Consider the following 19351-nt stretch of genomic DNA (forward strand, 5'->3'; position numbering starts at 1 on the left):
CTAAATTGAGGACTTTTTATCGGCTCAATTAATTGCGAGGGCGGAAGAACGTCGTCCGCTGGCAATTGTCCGTCATGCAGAGCGCAGCGAAGCATCTTATCACGACCGGACGACTCGTTCCTCGGCGATAAGATGCTTCCTGCGTCAGCATGACAGCCGATTGATTTGATTACTGCCACACGCGAGATGCTTCGGCAAGCTCAGCATGACGAGCTAAATATCTATGACGGTCTAAAAACCGCCCTCTCCTACTGCTTAACTATGATTCAATACGTTACCCTGTTTGCTTTAATAATAGCCTTCCTGATGCTGCTGGGCGTCATTTTCGCGTTGCAGCGGGTGGCCAAGACGCGGCCTGATGGCGGCGTGGTGGGCGAGAGCGGCTTCACGCTGGAGGGCTATTCTTATGCGCTTATCCTGCTGGCCGTGGTGGCGGCCGTGGGCATTTGCTACGTGTTGGTGCGCGACACGCCATGGGCCGGCCACATCATGGAATGGCTCAACATTGTGGTGCGCCTCATGCACATCACCTTCGGCATTGCCTGGATTGGGGCCTCGTTCTACTTCGTGTTCCTCGAGAACGCCCTGAACCGTACCGACAACGTGCGCGAAGAACTGGCCGGCAACCTCTGGGCCGTGCACGGCGGTGGGTTCTATTACCTTGAGAAGTATAAGTCGGCGCCCAAAGTCATTCCCAAAAGCCTGCACTGGTTTAAGTACGAGGCGTATTTCACCTGGCTGTCGGGCTTCAGCCTGCTGTTTGTGGTGTACTACTTCAATGCCAGCTCCATGCTGATTGACCCGCGGGTGCTCGACATTTCGCCGCTGGCGGGCGTGGGCATCGGCGTGGCTTCGTTTGTGGTGGCGTGGCTGATCTATGACGGGCTCTGCCGCACGGCGCTGGTGCGCAGCCCCTGGTTCAAGGTCATTGGCTTCATCATCGCCACGGCGTTTGCCTATTTCTACGCGGAGGTATTCAGTGCCCGGGCAGCCTACATCCACTTCGGGGCCATGCTGGGCACGCTCATGGTGGGCAACGTTTTCTTCACCATCATCCCGGCCCAGAAGGCCATGGTGAAGGCCGCCACGGAAGGCACTCCGCTCGACCCTCAGCTGGGCAAAAACGCCCTGGCCCGCTCGCTGCACAACAACTACTTCACGCTGCCCGTGCTGTTTGTGATGGTGAGCAACCACTTCCCCAGCACCTTTGGGCACTCCTACCCCTGGGCTATTCTGGCGGCCATCACGCTGGGCACGGCGGGCGTAAAGCACTGGCTCAACCTGCGTGAAAAGCACCAGACCGACACCAGCGTGTGGGTGCTGCCCGCCGCCGTGGCCCTGCTGCTGGGAGTGGTGTTCGTGACGGCCCCGCCCGCCCAGAACAGCGGCAGCGCCGCCGCCAGCTGCACCCAGGAAGTGGGCATCAGCCAGGTAAACCTTATTGTGCAGAAGCGCTGCGTGCAGTGCCACTCTGCCAAGCCTACCGACGACGTGTTCAAGTCGCCGCCCAACGGCGTCGTTTATGACACACCTGAAGACATTATTCGCCTGAAAGACAAAATCATGCAGCGCGTGGTGGTGACCAAGACCATGCCCCAGAACAACAAAACCCAGATTACCCAGGAAGAACGCGACCTCATCCGGTGCTGGATAGAGCAAGGCGCGCTGAATAAGTAAACCAGAACAACCAACTCCCCTCTTTAGCTAAGGAGGGGATGTTCGAGCCAATGGCTCGGACGGGGGTGGTTGAATCGTTGCACGACACCCGAACAATGGCGTCCGCACGACTCGACGATGAATCGTTCGCCCATCGTGCAACGATTCAACCACCCCAGCTCAATTTGGCAGTTGAGCGTCCCCTCCTTACCAAGGAGGGGAGTGGTCCGCCCATTCCTCATCCTTCATTCCTCATTCTTCATTAAGCGAAGCGTATGCCTGCTTCCCCGCGCGACTTGCCTGTTTGGGCGCTGGCTGCTGCCAGCTTGCGGGCGGGCGTGCCCGTGGCGCTGCTTTGCGTGGTGAGCAGCGCGGGCAGCAGTCCCGGCCGCCAAGGCTTCAAGATGAGCGTAACGGCGGCCGAAACGGCTGGCTCCATTGGCGGGGGCATCATGGAGCACAAGTTTATTGAGCTGGCCCGGCAGCGGCTGCACACCGGCGACTTCACCCCCGTGCTGCGGCCTCAGATTCACCGCCGCGAAGCCCCGGCCGACCGCTCGGGCATGATGTGCTCGGGCGAGCAGGAAGTGCTGCTCTGGCCCCTGGCAGCTGCCGACCTATCGGTGGTAGCGGCCATTGAAAAGGCGCTACTCGGGGGCACCTGGGGCCAACTTTCGCTAAGCATCGATTCGGGGCTACAGCTGCTGGCGGAGGCTGCCAATGGCTCGGCGCCTCATCCTGTCAGCGCGGCGTTTTACGAGTACCAGCCGGGGCCGGGGTGGCGCTACCGCGAGCAGCTGGGCTTTCGCGACCACGTCACCATTGTAGGCGGTGGGCACGTGAGTCTGGCTTTGTCGAAAGCCTTGGCACTGCTCGATTTTGAACTGACCGTACTGGACGACCGCACCGATTTGCCTACCCTGGCGGCCAATGAATCAGCCCACCATCGGCGCGTCATCAGCTACGACAACGTGGCGGCTGAAATACCCCCGGGCCCGCACCAGTACGTGGTGGTAATGACCGTGGGCTACCGCACCGATGCCCTTGTGCTGCGCCAGCTCCTTAATCTCCCCTACCGCTACCTCGGCGTGATGGGCAGCGTGGCGAAGGTTGTTGAATTGCGCCGGGGTCTGCAGGAAGAGGGATTCTCGGTTGAAGAAATTGCCCGGCTTCGTGGGCCAATTGGGGTGGCTATCAATAGCCAGACACCGGAAGAAATTGCCATTAGCATTGTGGCCGAGCTGATTCAGGTGCGGCATCGGTAAGAGGTTTAGAAGGTGGCTGGGGCTGCGTGCGGTGCTGACGGTCGGCTGCTATACAAGTCGGCTGCTATACAAATCGCGGTGGAGGCTCTGGCGGGAGAACCTCACCCCCGGCCTTTCTCCATAAGAGAGGGGAGCCACGGCGGCGCAAGCTTTAGCTCAACTTCTAAAAACAGAAAGCCCCAGCTCAAAATTGAGCTGGGGCTTTCTCAATGAATTACCGCCGTGGCTCCCCTCTCTTATGGAGAGGGGCCGGGGGTGAGGTTGTCCCGCCAGAGGCCCCCCGTTACCCCTACCTCCCCAACCCTTACCGGCCCGATTCTCCGGACTCCGTGCGGGGCAGAGAGCCATTAGCGAATTCCTCAGTAAATACCCGGTAGCGGTCGAGGATGGAGCGGACGGAGCGGCGCAGCACGATTTCGCCCATGGGACCTTCGGGCACGCTCACGCCGGAGGCGTAGCCGTTCCAGACGGCGCGGTTGGTTTTCACGTCGATGAGGGTGAGGAGCAGCGTGCCTTCGGCCAGCAGCAGGCGCACGGGCTGGTAGCCTTGGCGCTCTTCCTTGGGGGTGTCGTCGGTTTCCTCAATGTTGCGCTTGATCCACTGGGTGAGGTCTTCCTGCGCAAAGCCGTGGAAGTTCATGTCGCCCTGGTACACGCGGAAGTTGACCAGCATATCGGGGCGGCGGCGGGCCAGGCGGTAGCCCTGGGCCTGGAGGCGCTGCTGGATGGCTTCGCGCACCGACGTGCCCAGGCGGCTGGTGTCGGCGGTGAGGCCGGTGCCGGTCACAAAATCATAGGTGCGGTAGTGGCGGAAATTGCCGCGGTAGCTGTAGTCGGAGTCAACCTTGGCTTCGCGGGTGGTCATGCAGGCCGCCAAAGCCGCCACGAGACCGATAAGAGACAGAGCATTGATAATACGTAACATAGCAGTGGGAATTGACGGGTGAGCAGGCTTTGCAAGTGCGAAATGACAACGCGGAACACGTACTGCCGGGCCGTGAATTGCCGGCAACTGGGTCACCCTCTTTTCCGGGTACCGGGGCTAGTGGCCGCCGGTTTCGGCGGCGTTGGGCGATAGGAGGTAGCCTTTGGCCAGAATGCGATACCGGTCGAAAATGGAGCGCACGGAGCGGCGCAGCACGGTTTCGGCCCGGGCGTTGTCGGGCACGTCCACGCCGGAGGCGTAGCCGTTCCAGATGGCCCGCTGCGAGCGGGCGTCTACCAGGGTCACCATCAGGGTGCCGTCGGTGAGCAGGCGGCGCACCGGGTCGTAGGTTTGGCGGCTTTGCTCGGGGGTGTCGTCGGCTTCGCCTTCGTGCTGGGCCACCCAGCGCTCCAGCTCTTCCTGGTTGTAGCCGCGCAGGTTCACGGCGCCTTCAAAAATGTGGTAGTTGACGAGCAAATCGGGCCGTTTGGCCGCGGCCCGGTAGCCCTGCTGCTGCAGGCGCTGCTGAATGGCGTCGCGCAGCACCAGCCCCAGGCGGCTGGTGTCGCTCAGAGGCCCGTAGGAGTGCACAAAATCGTAGGTGCGATATCGGCGAAAATTGCCGCTGTAGCTATAGTCTGATTCAATTCGGGCTTCCTGCATGGTAATGCAGCTGCTGAGGCCCGCACCGAGGCTAAGGGTCAAGAGAATGCGTAAAGAATTGGTCATAGGTAGCAGGGCACATTTGCTACGAACCAAGTTACACAAACCGCCCTGATAATCAAAGCCTATCGGTAGCCGGCGGCCTGCAGCGCAAAAAGCTCGGCATAGCGCCCGCCCTTGGCGAGCAGCGTTTCGTGCGAGCCGATTTCCACAAATTGGCCGTTTTCAATCACCAGGATGCGGTCGGCCATGCGTACCGTGCTGAACCGGTGGCTGATAAGCACGGCCGTCTTGCCCTTGGTTAATTCTGCAAAGCGCTGAAAAACTTCGTGCTCGGCGCGGGCGTCGAGGGCGGCGGTGGGCTCGTCGAGGATGAGCAACTGAGCGTCGCGCATGTAGGCCCGGCCCAGGGCAATTTTCTGCCACTCGCCACCGCTCAAATCCACGCCGCCGTTGAAGCGGCGGCCTATCATCTGGTCGTAGCCCCCGGGCAGCTTCGCAATCACGGTATCGGCCAGGCTTTGCTGGGCGGCGGTTTCGATGCGGGGCTGGTTTTGGCGCTCTTCGATGCGGCCCACGGCCAGGTTTTGGCCGGCCGGCAGCTGGAAGCGCACAAAGTCCTGGAAGATGACGCCGATTTCCTGGCGCAGCTCGGCGGGGTCGTACTCGCGCAGGTCGTGGCCGTCAAGCAGGATGCGGCCCTCGGTGGGGTCGTACAACCGGGCCAGGAGCTTGACCAGCGTGGTCTTGCCAGCGCCGTTTTCGCCCACCAGCGCTAGCTTTTCGCCAGCTTCCAGCTTAAATGAAAGGTTACGAATGGCCCATTTTGTACCATTCTTGTACTGGAACCCGACGTTTTCAAACTGGAAGCCCTCCCGGATGGGGCGCGGGAACGACCGAGCGGTTTCGCCTTTAACTTCCTGCCGCACAATGCGGGGCCGCAGTGCAAAGAAGTCGAAAAAGTCCTGCAAGTACAAGGCCCCATCGGCCACGGAGCTAAAGCGGCTCAGGATGCCTTCGAGCAGCCCACGCAGGCGCGCAAACGACCCGGCCAGGAACGTGAGCTGGCCCAGGGAAATCTGCCCGGCCACGGCGCGGGCCAGGATGTAGACATAGGCGCCGTAGTAGCCGGCCGCGCCCACGGCCGCGAAGAGCGTGCCCCAGGCGGCGCGGCGCAGCACGAGGCTTTTGTTTTGGCGGTAGAAGTCGTCGGACAGCTCGCGGAAGCGGTTGATGAGGAAGTCGGAGAGCCCGAAAATCTTCACTTCCTTGGCCGTTTCGTCGGAGGCGCCGGTCTGGCGGAGGTAGTCGAGCTCGCGGCGCTCGGGCGTCCAGGAGTGCGAGAGGGAGTAGCTACGCTCGTTGAAGTGCGACTCGCCAAGGAAGGCCGGCACCACGGCCAGCAGCAGCAGCACCAGCAGCCACGGCTGGAAGGCCACCAGCCCCCCGGCCAGCAGCACCAGCGTGACCAGGTCCTGGCCCTGCGAGAGCACCTGGCTCATGAGCACGGTGCGCGAGAGGGTTTGGCGGCGGGCACGCTCCAGCTTGTCGTAGAAGGTGCTGTCCTCGAACTGGTCCAAGTCGAGCTCGGCGGCGTGGGCCATAAGGCGAATGGACGACTGGTTGGCAAACAAGTCGCCGAGCAGCGAATCGAGCAGGGCCACGCCGCGGCCCAGGGCATCGGTGAGCAGCACCAGGCCAAACTCCAGCGCCACCAGCTCGAGCACGGGCGTCAGCACCCGCTCGGGGGCGGGCAGGCGGGTAAGGTGCACCACCGCATCGAGAATGAGCTGGCCCACATAGAGCATGGCCAGCGGCAGGCCCGCCCGCAGCAGGCGCAGCACCATATTGGAGAGCGCCAGCGCGGGGCTGGTTTGCCAGATGAGCTTGAGAAACGCCGGCAGGTTGCGCAGCGCCGATACCCGCTCGCGCACGCTCACGGGCGGCTTGTCGCCGCCCCCGCGGGAGCCGTTGGGGTTCTTGGCAGAAATGGATTTCAGGAATTCAAACATTGGATGGGCGGTGGCAAGGTTGGGGCCTGTAGGTGAGAGCAGCCGTTTTGGCATGAATCCGCTCCCAAGGCCTAGATTGCGAATGCCCAGCCTTAAATTTTAGTTTTCAGCAGCACAAAATGCCCTACTCTAAAACAACAGATGACTTCAAAGCTGATTTGGCTGACCAGATTAATTTTCTAAAGATGTCTTGCCAAGCATATGACAATGGTGCTGTTGTGGAGGGAAAAAGGCTGGCGTTAGCGCTTAGAATTCTCTTGTTTGACGGTAGAAACAGAAGCAGGTCAGTTGCGTTACTTACAAGGCTAGACTTGAAGGAAAGGCTACTTTATCACTCAGTTACAAGAGAAATAGATAAAAGTGTCACGAACAGATTTTATTCATTTGAATTATCTACTTCAGAAGGACACGTGCACTGCAAACCTCATTTAGGAAGACCCCAATTACAACTTCCATTTGCACAATGGTGGGACCAGACTATAATGCAGAATCATGAACTTTCTGTAAGCCGAAGAGATATTATTATGTCCTTAGCAGACCAAGATGGAGGTGCCCATGTTGATACCAAACTGGATGGTGACTACGGGGATTTAGCAAAGCTTCAAGGTAGCGGAATACGATTTGATGCGTTGTCAGGGCTTTTAGTAGTCGCTCCGGCAGGAGTGCCATATGAGGGCAAATACGAGTTATTGCTTGCTAGACAGATTGCTCATGAGGTTCTCAGCACTTTTGATGAGCAATTAGATACTTTACTCACCAATTGCTAAATACCCCATGCTGTTTCGGAGTACAACTCCGCAGCAGCCTCGAGTTCGGAGTGCAACTCCGAAACAGCCGCGCAAACCGCAGCACCATGAGCCGATAGCAGCTTCGTCACCTGTGCCCGACCTTTGCGGCACCCATGGCCACTCCTGCTTCCCGCCCCTACTCCATCGGCTTCTGGCTGATGTGCTTGTCGTCGTTTCTGTTTTTCCTGAGCTTCAATTTGCTGCTGCCGGAGCTGCCCGACCACCTTTCGCGGCTGGGCGGCGGCGAGTACAAGGGCTACATCATTGCCTTGTTTACGGTCACGGCGGCCCTGTCGCGGCCTTTTTCGGGCAAGCTCGCCGATACCGTGGGGCGCATCCCCGTGATGGTGTTTGGCTCGCTGGTGTGCTTTGTGTGCGGGTTTTTCTATCCCTGGGCCCTCACGGTTACGGGGTTTCTCACGCTGCGGCTGCTGCACGGCTTCAGCACCGGGTTTAAGCCCACGGGCACGGCCGCCTTCATCGCCGACATTGTGCCCATGGAGCGGCGCGGCGAGGCCATGGGCCTGCTCGGCGTCACGGGGGCGTTGGGCATGGCGTTTGGGCCGGCGTTTGGCTCCTGGGTGGCCCAGCACTTCTCCCTGAACACCATGTTTTACTGCTCCAGCGGCGCGGCGCTGCTCTCGCTGCTGGTGCAGGGCACCCTCACCGAAACCCTGCCCCTGGCCCAGCGGCGGCGCTTTAGCCTGCGGTTGCTCAAGCTGAAGTGGGAGGAGGTGCTGGAGCCCCGCGTGCTGGCGCCGGCCATCGTCACGGCGCTGTGCCTGTTTCCCTACGGCGCCGTGCTCACCGTCATCCCCGACCAAAGCCGGCTGCTGGGCCTCACCGGCTCCACCAAGGGCTTGTTCTACATCTGCTACACGGTGGCCTCGCTGAGCATCCGGCTGGTGGCGGGCAAGGCCTCCGATACCCACGGGCGCGTGCCGGTGCTGCGCATATCGGCGGGCATCCTGGCGGCGGGGCTGGTGCTGCTGGTATGGTCGCCGTCGGTGCCGGTGTTTCTGGCGGGGGCCGTGGTGTTCGGCATCGGCACCGGGCTCAACTCGCCCACGCTCTACGCCTGGACCATCGACCTGAGCCACCCCGAGCGCCGCGGCCGGGGCGTGGCCACCATGTACATCGCCCTGGAAATCGGAATTGGGCTGGGTGCCCTGCTCGCCGGCTGGATATTCTCCAACCGGGCCGGCCGCCTGCCCTACGTACACGCCCTGAGCCTGCTGTGCGTGCTGCTGGCCGTGGCGTACTTATTCACCGTGAAGTCGACCGGCCCCATGGCCGCCGTGGGCGTGCCAGAGCCAGCCCCCGAGCCCTCGCCCGAAGCGGTGGTGTGAGATATTAAATATTTGCATAAAATAATGATGAAGAATAGGTGAGCTTTCATTCGGACCTCCTACTTTTAGGGTTTCGAAGATTGTCTACCCCATTCTTTATTGTTGATGCACACTACTCTACTGCCTGGCCGGCTGCGGCAGGCACTGCCGGTGCTGTTGGGCTGTTTTTTAACCGCAGTGGCCGCTCAGGCCCAGCCGGAGCCCATTAAATTTGGCCAGATAGACAAGGCCGACCTCACGGCCGCTCCCTTCGCCGCCGACAGCGCGGCCGGGGCCGTGGTGCTGTGCGATTTTGGCCGCTCGCGCCTGCGGGGCAAGCGCAGCGGCCTCGAAATAGTATTTGAGCGGGTCACGCGCATCAAAATCCTGAAGAAGTCGGGCTACGACGAGGCCAGCGTCGAAATCCCGCTCTACCACCGCGAAGGCGACCAGGAAAAGATTTCCAACCTGCGCGGCTTTACCTACAACCTGGTGAACGGCGTGGTGGTAAAAACCAAGCTGGAGCCCGGCGGCGCCTTCGTCGAAAAGCGCACGCCCAACGTGAACGTGCAGAAATTTACGCTTCCCAATGTGCAGGAAGGCGCCGTGCTGGAATACGCCTACACCCTCAGCTCCGATTTCCTGTTCAACTTCCAGGACTGGACGTTTCAGCGCGATATTCCGGTGCGCTACAGCGAGTACCGCTCCAGCATCCCCACTTTCTACAAGTACAACATCCTCTACCAGGGCAACCGCACGCCCGATGTGAACCTGATGAGCGTGGGCCAGACCACCCTGATGCTCGACAACAAAGTAGGGGACGGCCTCAGCGCCGGGCTGACCAATGGCACCCTCTCCGTAACGGCCTCCACCGAGGACCACCAGTGGGTGCTCAAAAATGTACCGGCCTTTCGCGCCGAGCCGTACATGACTACCGCGCAGGACTACGTGGCCCGGCTGGACTTTGAGCTCACCGGCGAGCAGTGGCCCGAGCAGCCCTACCAGGACCTGACCGGCACCTGGGACAAAATCAACGCCCGGCTGCTGGCCGACGAGGACTTTGGCGGCCGCCTCGGCCAGGCCGGGGCGCTGAAAGCCCAATTGCAGGGCCTCGCAGCCCAATACCCCGACGTAGCGGCCTGCGCCGCCGCCGTGCGCCAGCTGGTGCTGGCCGCCATGCGCTACGACGGCACCGACCGCTACTATGCCCGGGAGCCCCTGCGCAAGGCCCTGGACGCCCACCGCGGCTCGTCGGCCGATGTGAACCTGCTCCTGCTGGCCGCGCTGCAGGAAGCCGGCGTGCCGGCCCACCCGCTGCTGCTCAGCACCCGCGACCACGGCCGCGTCAACAAGGAAATTCCGCTGCTCGAGCGGTTCAACTACGTGGTGGCCCTGGTGCCCCTGGCCGCCGGCAAAGACCTGCTGGTAGACGCCACCGATGCGCAGCTGCCCTGCGGCATGCTCCCCGAGCGCTGCCTCAACCGCGTGGGCCGCCTCATCACCAAGTTCCCGAACGACAGCCGCTGGGTGGACCTCACCCCGGCCCAGCGCCACGTGCACTACCAGCAGGTAAACCTGACGCTGGACGCCGATGGTGGCCTCACCGGCAACGTGCACGAGGAGCATGGCGGCTACGCGGCCGCCGACGCCCGCGCCCAGCTCACCGCCCTGGGCGAGAAGAAGTACCTGGCCGGGCTGCAGCAGCGGCACGAGGCCTGGGCCATGCCCAAGCTCGCCGTAACCCACGCCGACGACGTGGACAAACCCCTGGCCCTGGACTACACCTTCAGCCAGCCCAGCACCGAGAAGCCCGATGGCGGCCCCCTCTACCTGAGCCCGCTGAGCGAGTTTGGAACCAGCCAAAACCCGTTTCGGCACGAGCAGCGGTCCTTCGCCGTCGACTTTGGGGCCGCGCAGGAAGAGCTAGTGGTCATCAACCTGGCCCTGCCCGCGGGCTATGAGCTGGCCGAGGTGCCCAAGCCCGCCAATGTGAACCTGCCCGACAACGGCGGCAAGTTCTATTACGCCGTGAGCGCCGCCATGCCCGGGCGCGTGCAGCTCACCACCCGCCTCATCCTGGCCAACCCCGTGTATGCGGCCGAAGACTACGCCAACCTGCGCGAGCTGTACCGCCTGCTGCTGGAAAAGCAGGCCGAAAAACTCATCATAAAGAAGAAAGCCAACGGTTAGCTCAACTTCCGGCAATCCCAGCTCCCGGCCTGCCCGGATTATTCGTTGACCCCCAATACAATCAGCTCAATTTCGGACTCCCGCCTTATTACTTTTCCTGCCTTATTTCCTCTTTGCATGAAGCTACCCCTACGCTCGTCCCTTACCCTGGCCGCCCTGCTGAGTGCTTTCGCGGCGCAGGCCCAGCCCGAACCCATCAAATTCGGCAAGCCCGACCCGAAAGACCTGACGGCCGCGCCCTTTGTGGGCGATAGCGCCGCCGCGGCCGTGGTGCTGTGCGACTACGGCACCACCACCATTCAGTACATCAACAACGACTTCCAGCTGGTATCGGAGCGGATTACGCGCATCAAAATCCTGAAGAAAGCGGGCTACGAGGTGGCCACGGTGCAGGTGCCGCTTTTCCACCGCAACAGCAGCGAAGAAAAAATCACGGGCCTGCGCGGCTTCACCTACAACCTGGTAAACGGGCAGGTGCAAAAAAGCAAGCTGGAAAGCAGCAACGTCTTTACCGAAGACCGCACCAAAAACGTGCGGGTGCGCAAGTTTACGCTGCCCGATGTGCGCGAGGGCGCCGTGATTGAGTACGCCTACATCGTGACGTCGGACTTCTTTTTCAACTTCCAGGACTGGACCTTTCAGCGCGACATCCCCACGCGCTGGAGCGAGTTTCGGGCCACCATTCCCGAGTATTTCCACTACAAAATGCTGATGCAGGGCTACCACCCCCTGGAAGTGCAGACAAAGACGGACAACATGACGCAGTTTACGGTGCACACGGCGGGCGGCTTTTCCGGCAGCGGCTTTGGCACCACCCGCGAAGCCGCCAGCAACGAAACCGTGACGGCCCGCGTGACCAACTACAACTGGGCCATGAAGAACGTGCCGGCGTTTCGCAACGAGCCGTTCATGACCACTTCCGAGGACTACGTCGACCGCATCAACTTCCAGCTGGCGGGCGAGCAGTTTCCCGGGCAGGCCTACCAAAACGTAGCTGCCACCTGGGACAAGATTAACTCGGAGCTCCTGAGCGATGAGAACTTTGGCTTGCAGCTCGACCGCGGCAATTTCCTGAAGCCCCAGATGCAGGCCCTGGCCACCCAATACCCCGACGTGGCGGAACGCGCCGCCGCCGTGCGCGAGGTGGTGATGAGCGGCATTCGCTACGACGGCACCAACCGCTACTCTACCGATGGCTCGCTGCGCAAAGCCTACGACGCCCACCTGGGCAGCGCGGCCGACGTGAACCTGCTGCTCATTGCCGGCCTGCGCGATGCTGGCATTCCGGCCCAGCCCCTGCTGCTGAGCACCCGCAGCCACGGCCGCGTAAACGAGGCCCTGGCGCTGCTCGACAAGTTTAACTACGTGGTGGCCCTGGTGCCGCTGGCCGATGGCAAAGACCTGCTCCTGGACGCCACCGAGCCGCTGCTGCCCGCCGGCGTGCTGCCCGAGCGCTGCCTCAACCACCTGGGCCGCCTGATAACGAAGAAGCCCGAAGACGGCCGCTGGGTCGACCTGTCGCCCGCCCAGCGCCACGTGCGCTACCAGCAAGTGCAGCTCACCATGGACGCGCAAGGCGGCCTGACCGGCAAAGTGCACCAGGAGCACGGCGGCTACGCCGGCGTGGCCGCCCGCAAGCACATGGCCACCCTGGGCGAGAAAAAATACCTGGCCGAGCTAACCACCCAGCACAGCACCTGGACCGTGCCCAAGCTCACGGTGGGCCAGCGCGAAAACGTGGCCAAGCCCCTGGCCCTGGACTACGAATTCACGCAGCCCGCCGACGACAACGCCACCGCCGGCACCTTCTACCTGAGCCCGCTCCGGGAGTTTAGCAGCGAGCAAAACCCCTTCCGCCACGACGACCGCCTGTTTCCCGTGGACTTTGGCGCCGCACAGGACGAAACCACCATGGTGACCCTCACGCTGCCCACGGGCTACGAGCTGGCCGAAATGCCCAAGTCCGCCGTACTGGACCTCCCCGACGGCGGGGGCCGTTTCCTCTACAGCGTTGCCACTACTACCCCAAATACGGTGCAGCTCACCGGCCGCCTGAGCCTGCGCAAGCCCGCCTACGCCGCCGCAGAATACGCCCAGCTCCGCGAGTTCTACCGCCTCATGCTGCAAAAGCAAGGCGAGAAACTGGTGATTAAAAAGAAGGCATAGGTTGAGCTGAAATCGTCAGGATGTTAGGTTGTGATGCAGAGCGCAGCGAAGCATCTTTACCGCGCAAGTAATCCAATCGCCTGTCATGCAGAGCGCAGCGAAGCATCTTATCCCCGTCGAACGAACCATGCTGACCTGATAAGATGCTTCGCAGGCTCAGCATGACAAGAGGCGTGGTAAGGATGCTCGCTGCGCCCGGCCTGACCGTTCTACCTGCCACAGTCAATCCAGCCCAACATCCTACCCGATTATCCGCTACCTCATTCCCCATCATTTCGTGAAAGCACTGCTACCCTTCCTTGCTGCACTGCCCCTGAGCAGCTTTCTATCCTTACACCCTGCAGCTCCGGTGCCTAAATACGCCGTGGCGGATATTCCGGCAACGCTGCAGGAGGGTGCGCACGCCGTGCTGCGGGCCGACGACGAGGTAGTGACCGTAAAATCGGCTGGGCGGCTGGTGCACACCGTGCACCGGGTGATAACCGTGCTGGACCCTGCTGGCGACGACTTTGGCCGCCAAACGGTGAGCTACGACGCCCTCAACTCCCTGAGCTACCTGCGCGGGGCGGTGTATGATGCCGATGGCCGCCTGCTGCACCAACTGCGGGCCGCCGAAATCCACGACCAGGGCATGGGCGACGCCGGCGGCAGCTTCATGACCGATATCCGCGTGCGCTACGCCGACCTGCGCCAGCCCCAGACGCCCTACACCGTTGAATTCGAATACGAAATCGTATCCGACAACACCTTATTTTATCCCGACTGGCAGCCCCAGGAAGAGGAAGGCCTGGCCGTGCAAAACGCTACGTTCCGTGTAACCACGCCCGCTGCCCTGCCGTTGCGCTACCAGGAGCGGGAGCTGCCAGCAGGCACCGCCGTGGCCCACACCACCGCAAGCAACCAGGACATCTACGAGTGGAAGCTAGCCAACCTGCCAGCCGCCGAAGACGAGGAAGCCGCCCCGCCGCTGTACTGTACCACGCCCAGGGTAGTGCTGGCCCCCAGCACCTTCGAAGTCCAAGGCCACAAAGGCACCGCGGCCAGTTGGCAAAGCTTTGGCCAGTGGAACTATGAGCTCAACGCCGGCCGCGATGTGCTCCCACCCGCCACGCTGGCCAAGGTAGCCGCCCTGGTAAAAGACGCCCCCGATGCCCGCACCCGGGCCCAGCGGGTGTACGAAATGCTGCAAGGCAGCACCCGCTACATCTCGGTGCAGCTGGGCCTGGGCGGCTGGCAAACCTTCCCCGCTAGCTCCGTGGCCAGCAACGGCTACGGCGACTGCAAAGCCCTGAGCAACTACACCAAGGCCCTGCTGGCCGCTGCTGGCGTGCCCGCCTACGTGGCGCTGGTAGGCGCTGGCGCCGAACACCCCGACCTGCGCGCCGACTTTCCCAGCTCGCAGTTCAACCACGCCATTGTGTGCGTTCCCATGACCAAAGCAGGCCGCCCCGACACCCTGTGGCTGGAATGCACCAGCCAAACGGATGCCTTTGGCTACATGGGCAGCTTCACCGGCAACCGCCACGCACTGCTGCTCACGCCCCAGGGCGGGCAGCTGGTGGCCACGCCCCGCTACGGCACCGCCGAAAACCGCCGCGAACGCCGCATCGACCTGTACCTGGATGCCGTGGGCGGGGCCACCGCCACGGCCCGCACCCTGCGCACTGGCCAGGAGCAGGACCTCTACGCCCAGCTGCTGCACGAGTTGGGTCCCGTGGAGCAGAAAAAGTACGTAACCGACCGGCTCAAGCTGCCCACCTTCACCCTCACCAAATTCAACCTGGCGGCCACCGCCCCCGGCCCCACGCCGGGCGTAGTCGAAACCCTGGGGCTCACGCTGCCGGGCTTTGCCATGCCCAGCGGCAAGCGCGTGTTTGTGACCCCTAACCTGCTGAGCCGCCTGCCCGCCCTGCCGGCGCAGGTAGGCGAGCGCCAGGCCGCCGTGTGGCTGCCCCACGCCAGCTTGCAGGCCGATACCGTGCGCCTGCACCTGCCGCCCGGCTTCCGGCCCGAAACTCTGCCCTCGCCCGTGCAGTTCAGTACCGCCTACGGCACCTACGCCAGCCAATACCAGGCCCTGCTCGATGGCACGGTGCAGTACATCCGTCGGCTTGAGCTGAAACGCGCCCAAATGCCCCGTACCGCCTACACCGGCTATCTGGACTTCCGCCGCAAAATCAGCCTTGCCGACAAAGCCCAAATTGTGCTGCTGAAAACGGAGAGCTGAAATAGCAGTAAGGCATAAACAAGAACGTCAAAACCCAGAACGTCATGCTGAGCTCGTCGAAGCATCTCTACCGTGCAACTAATTCTTTCGCTTAGATTACTCCTGCGGTAGAGATGCTTCGACAAGCTCAGCATGACGTTCTTTTTTCTGAATCCGATTAAAACTTCACCCGCAGCTGCGCCTTCACCTCGCTGCGCAGGGCGCCCTGGATGGTTTCCAGCCCCGAGCCTACCGTTTCTTGGTGGCGGTAGCGGGTTTCGGCGTAGCGGAGCCAGAGCGTAAGGGAGCGGTTGAGGCGGATTTCGGCCAGGCCATACACCCGCGTGCCCTGGCCGTACAGCGCCGGCACCGACACAGCCAGCAGCACGTCGTGCTCATACACGTACTGGCGGGTATCGTAGTCGTCGGCATCGAATAGGGCGTAGCGGGCCGTGAGCTTGAGGGCGCGGTTGAGCTGGTAGCTCACGTCCTGCGCCAGCACGTAGCCGCGCCGCCAGGGCAGGCCGGGGTCGTCGCGCAGGCGGGAGGCTTGCAGGCGGGTGCGCAGCTCCAGGGCGGTGCTGGGGGCGGTGTTGCAGTACAGCAGCAGGCTCTGGCGCAGCTGCTCGCCGGGCAGCGGAATGGGCCGCACAACGTCAGCGGCGGGTAGGTCGCGGGGCTTGAGGCGCTGGCGCAGCTGCACATAGAGCAGGCTGGTTTTGGTGGGCGTGTAGGCCAGGCGCACCAGGGCATCGTGGCCGGCGGTGGGGGCGCTGGCCCGGTAGCGCAGCCACGGAAAGCGAAACTGGTCGTAGTAGGCCGATACTTCCCAGCGGGCCACTGGCCGCACTTTCAGGCCGAAGTACACGCCGGTTTCGTTGATGTTGCGGGTGTTTTCGCTGAAGGCATTGCCGTAGAGGGTGTGAAAATCGGCGTCGTAGTGCCGCACCAGCAGGGCAGCATCCACGGTGGGGCCCAGGCTGGCCAGCAGGCCGTTTACGGTGCCCAGGCCGCCCCCGGTGCTGCGCGCCGTTTCGCCGAAGAGCAGCAGGTTGCGCCATACGTAGCTGTAATTCAGACTCAGGGCCAGGTTCTCCTTGCCGCTGAACTCGAAGCGGTTGTACGGCTCTGCCCGCTTGAGCAGCGGCGTGCCGTAGTGCGTAAACACGCCGGTGGCGCCCAGGGCCAGGTTGCCATCGCGGCTGGTGTAGCCCAGGTTGCCGCCCCCGATGGTTTCGGACAGCTGGTGGCGGTTGGCGATTTCCGAGGCCGTGCGGTGGAAGCCGGTGTAGAGCAGCCCCGAGGTAAACTCATCGAATTGAGCCAGCGAATCCTGCGCCTGCTGCAGATTGGCATCCACATTCTTGTGCGACACAAACGCCGTGGCCTGCACCGTGGGCGCCATCTGCACCGTGGCCGCCCCACCCCGGAAAAACGTGTTTTCGAGCAGCGAAGCGTAGGCCCGCACGCCCACCGACGAGCGCCGCAGCGTCGTAATCGTCTCGGCGCCCTTGCCCACGCCCAGCCCCGACGACAGCAGCAACCCCTGGCCAAACTGCAGCTGGTAGTCGCCCAGAGCCAGCGTTTTTAGCCGGCCCCGCTCCTGCAGCAGCACGTGTGCCGACACGTAATCGGGCCCCAGCCGCCCGCTGCCGGGGTTCCAGCTCAACGGCTCGCCGGCGTCTTTTTCCAACGAAAAGCCCACGCTGAAATCCTTGGTGTGGCTCACCCGGTAGCGTATCAGCATCTTATCGGGCGAGCCGAGGTAGCGGGTGGTGGGCTGGCCGTGGTAGAGCGTGGGCGGCGTGTATCCCTGGCGCTCCTGCAGCACCCGCTCGTAGCGCAGGTACAGGGCGTTGTTGTCTTCGCGGGCGATGCGCTGCCACAGCGAGCCGCGGGCGGCGTGCAGGTTGCTGCTCTGGACGCTTACAAAAGGTAGAATGCGGGAGATAGTGCGCAGGTCGTAGCCCTCGATGCTTTGCAGCTCATACACGCTCAGCAGATCGCCGTTGGCTTGGCGGTGGAGCAGCAGGGTGGTTATCTGGTTTTCATTCAAGAGCAGCAGCACCCGCAGCTCTTCCCGGGTGGCGGTGTTGAGGTTAATGGGCGTCTGGTAGTACTGCAGCAGCGTTTCGTACAAGTCCTCGTACGGCACCTGGTCCGACTGGATTTCGGCAAACAGCTCTTGCGTGAGGCGGTCCAAATCGGGCGGGCGCCGGGTGTAATCTTGGGCTGAAGCTGCAGAGGTTGCCAAAATTCCCGCTAGTATTACCAGCAGCGCAAAGCGGCGCCTGGTGTTTAGGCGCAACCCTGTTCCAATCGTTCGAAGTTGTGAAGCGACTCCCGGCGCTCCTATCAGTGGCACTACTGCGCTTTCTGCCCCCATGCCTTGGAAATGCTTAAATGCTGGCTAAATCCTAAAGCCTGCTGGAATGCCGCCGCGTAATCAATTTGAAAAGCCCCGGCCAAAACACCGATGCCGGCACTGGCTTGCTCGGTGAGCGAAGCCAGGCCCAGGCGCGCCGCCAGCACGGGCACCGGGCGGTACTCCAGGCCCGCTTTGAAATTGGCGGCGCGCTCCACGTCTTTTTCGGTTTCGACCACCAGCAGCACCTGGGAACTGGGACGGTAGGCCAGGCCGGCTTTGAGCACGGTGGGCACCCGCTCGTCCTGGTAGCTGGCCAGCTTGGTTTGGCCCAGGTTGTAGAGCGAAGCCCCGAAGCTGAGCCGCTGGGGCACTACTTCAATCTGTCCGCCCAGCGTGCCCAGCACCACGCGCCGGCTGCCCAGGCCCTCGATGCTCACCTGCAGCAAATCGACGCGGCCGCCCAGGCTGATTTGCCCAAACCGGTAGCCGTAGCCCGCTCCGACTCGAGTTTCATTATAAAGCTGGCCGCCGAAGCGCTGGGCCTCGAAAGCCACTACGCCATTTCGGGCCCAGGCGGCCTGGGCCGGCGGCACCACGGTCGGCGTTGGGCTGGCCCCATCTGCCGCGGCTACTGCCCCGAGGGGCCGGCCCAGCGGCAGGGCCACGGTGAGCGCGCCCACGTTGAGAGCGGAGCTGAAGTAGCGGTTCTCGGCATAAAAGCCCACGGTGGGCTGCTGAATCTCACTCAGCCCGGCCACGTTGTTGCCCATGCTCCATACTTCGCCGGCAAGCGCCACCGAAGCATTGCCAAGTGCAGCGGCGCGGGCGCCCCGCACCCCGGGTCCCGTCCCCTGAGCCACCGCCGAAGCCGCTGGCCAACAGGCAAGAAGCCCCAATAAAACAAGCAAAGAACAACGTGGTAGAAAGTGTAGCATAAGGGGAAGGTAATATTGCCATGCTTAATGGCTGAGCGAAGCGGCCGAAATTATTTTGCCGCGCTTTTTGGTTAGCTATTGCGGCACCACTGCCGAACTTGCCTCCTTATGCCCCGCTCCTTCTCTGCCGCGCCCCGCCGCGAAAGCCTTCTTTACCGCAACCAGCCGCTTAGCTACACCCTTGTTTTCCGGTCGCGGCGTACCATCGGCTTCGCCGTGAAGCCCGATGGCAGCGTGCACGTAACGGCCCCCGCCGGCACCTCACCCGAATGGGTGGCCCAACAAGTCCTGAAAAAAGCCGACTGGATTCTGAAGCACCAGGCCGCCTTTGCCAGCCGCCCGGCCCCCGCGCCCACCCGCCGCTTCGAGGCCGGCAGCACCCACTACTATCAGGGCAGGTCCTACGCGCTACGCTTCGCCCAAGCCAGCCGAATGGCAGTGGCCGTCGTGGCCGATGAGCTGGTGGTATCGTCCCCTGCGCCCCTCACACCCGCTCAGACCGAGGCCCTGCTCCACGCCTGGTACGCCCGCCAGGCCGCGCCCTACTTTGCCGATTCGCTGGAGCGGGTGTGGCCGCGCTTCGCCGAGTTCAACCTCGTTCGGCCAACCCTGTCCGTGCGCCACATGCGCACCCGCTGGGGCAGCTGCACCCCGCGCACCGCCCGCATCCGCCTCAGCCCGGAGCTCATCCGGGCCCGCCCCGAGTGCCTCGACTACGTGCTGCTCCACGAATGCTGCCACCTGCTGGTGTGCGACCACTCGAAGGCTTTCTACGACCTGCAGACCCGCTTAATGCCCGATTGGGAACGGTGGAAAGTGGAGCTGAATGCACTGCCGAAATAGCGGCCG

General features: G+C 62.6%; 13 protein-coding genes. 8 read left to right on the forward strand and 5 right to left on the reverse strand.

Translation table 11 applies throughout. The annotated features are described in order from the left end of the window. Positions 1 to 261 precede the first annotated feature (261 nt). A complete protein-coding gene (locus AUC43_RS00105) occupies positions 262 to 1677 on the forward strand; it encodes a urate hydroxylase PuuD (protein WP_199243483.1) in 1416 nt (471 codons plus the stop codon). Between the two features lie 254 nt (positions 1678 to 1931). Next, on the forward strand, positions 1932 to 2921 hold the full coding sequence (locus AUC43_RS00110) for an XdhC family protein (protein ID WP_071885774.1): 990 nt from the start codon (positions 1932 to 1934) through the stop codon (positions 2919 to 2921). Positions 2922 to 3225: 304 nt separating this feature from the next. On the opposite strand, the gene AUC43_RS00115 is transcribed toward AUC43_RS00110, so the two are convergent. From AUC43_RS00115 to AUC43_RS00125, 3 genes are all read right to left on the reverse strand, one after another. Further along, a complete protein-coding gene (locus tag AUC43_RS00115; RefSeq protein WP_082684807.1) occupies positions 3226 to 3846 on the reverse strand; it encodes a DUF4136 domain-containing protein in 621 nt (206 codons plus the stop codon). A gap of 117 nt (positions 3847 to 3963) precedes the next feature. After that, a complete protein-coding gene (locus tag AUC43_RS00120) occupies positions 3964 to 4575 on the reverse strand; it encodes a DUF4136 domain-containing protein (RefSeq protein ID WP_068188179.1) in 612 nt (203 codons plus the stop codon). A gap of 59 nt (positions 4576 to 4634) precedes the next feature. Next, positions 4635 to 6521 carry an ABC transporter ATP-binding protein gene (locus AUC43_RS00125; protein ID WP_068188183.1) on the reverse strand — a complete coding sequence of 629 codons (1887 nt, stop codon included), beginning with the start codon at positions 6519 to 6521 and terminating at the stop codon, positions 4635 to 4637. Between the two features lie 119 nt (positions 6522 to 6640). On the opposite strand from AUC43_RS00125, the gene AUC43_RS20720 reads away from it, so the two are divergent. From AUC43_RS20720 to AUC43_RS21165, 5 genes are all read left to right on the forward strand, one after another. After that, positions 6641 to 7288, forward strand: a complete 648-nt coding sequence (locus AUC43_RS20720) for a hypothetical protein (RefSeq protein ID WP_157780856.1) — start codon at positions 6641 to 6643, stop codon at positions 7286 to 7288. A gap of 134 nt (positions 7289 to 7422) precedes the next feature. After that, positions 7423 to 8658, forward strand: a complete 1236-nt coding sequence (locus AUC43_RS00130) for an MFS transporter (protein ID WP_082684808.1) — start codon at positions 7423 to 7425, stop codon at positions 8656 to 8658. Between the two features lie 105 nt (positions 8659 to 8763). Continuing rightward, positions 8764 to 10827, forward strand: a complete 2064-nt coding sequence (locus tag AUC43_RS00135; protein ID WP_068188188.1) for a DUF3857 domain-containing protein — start codon at positions 8764 to 8766, stop codon at positions 10825 to 10827. A gap of 117 nt (positions 10828 to 10944) precedes the next feature. Next, entirely contained in the window at positions 10945 to 12993 is a 2049-nt protein-coding gene (locus AUC43_RS00140) for a DUF3857 domain-containing protein (RefSeq protein WP_068188190.1), read from the forward strand. 277 nt (positions 12994 to 13270) lie between these two features. Then, complete coding sequence (locus AUC43_RS21165) at positions 13271 to 15220, forward strand: DUF3857 domain-containing protein (protein ID WP_082684809.1); 1950 nt, start codon at positions 13271 to 13273, stop codon at positions 15218 to 15220. A 157-nt stretch (positions 15221 to 15377) separates the two neighbouring features. Here AUC43_RS21165 and AUC43_RS00150 read toward each other — a convergent pair whose 3' ends face one another. Continuing rightward, a complete protein-coding gene (locus AUC43_RS00150; protein ID WP_233254068.1) occupies positions 15378 to 17453 on the reverse strand; it encodes a helix-hairpin-helix domain-containing protein in 2076 nt (691 codons plus the stop codon). A 110-nt stretch (positions 17454 to 17563) separates the two neighbouring features. Then, entirely contained in the window at positions 17564 to 18364 is an 801-nt protein-coding gene (locus AUC43_RS00155) for a hypothetical protein (RefSeq protein WP_199243484.1), read from the reverse strand. 246 nt (positions 18365 to 18610) lie between these two features. Here AUC43_RS00155 and AUC43_RS00160 point away from each other — a divergent pair, with 246 nt between their 5' ends. Then, positions 18611 to 19345 carry a M48 family metallopeptidase gene (locus tag AUC43_RS00160; protein ID WP_068188199.1) on the forward strand — a complete coding sequence of 245 codons (735 nt, stop codon included), beginning with the start codon at positions 18611 to 18613 and terminating at the stop codon, positions 19343 to 19345. Positions 19346 to 19351 lie beyond the last annotated feature (6 nt).

It is taken from the genome of Hymenobacter sedentarius (assembly GCF_001507645.1).
GTDB lineage: Bacteria > Bacteroidota > Bacteroidia > Cytophagales > Hymenobacteraceae > Hymenobacter > Hymenobacter sedentarius.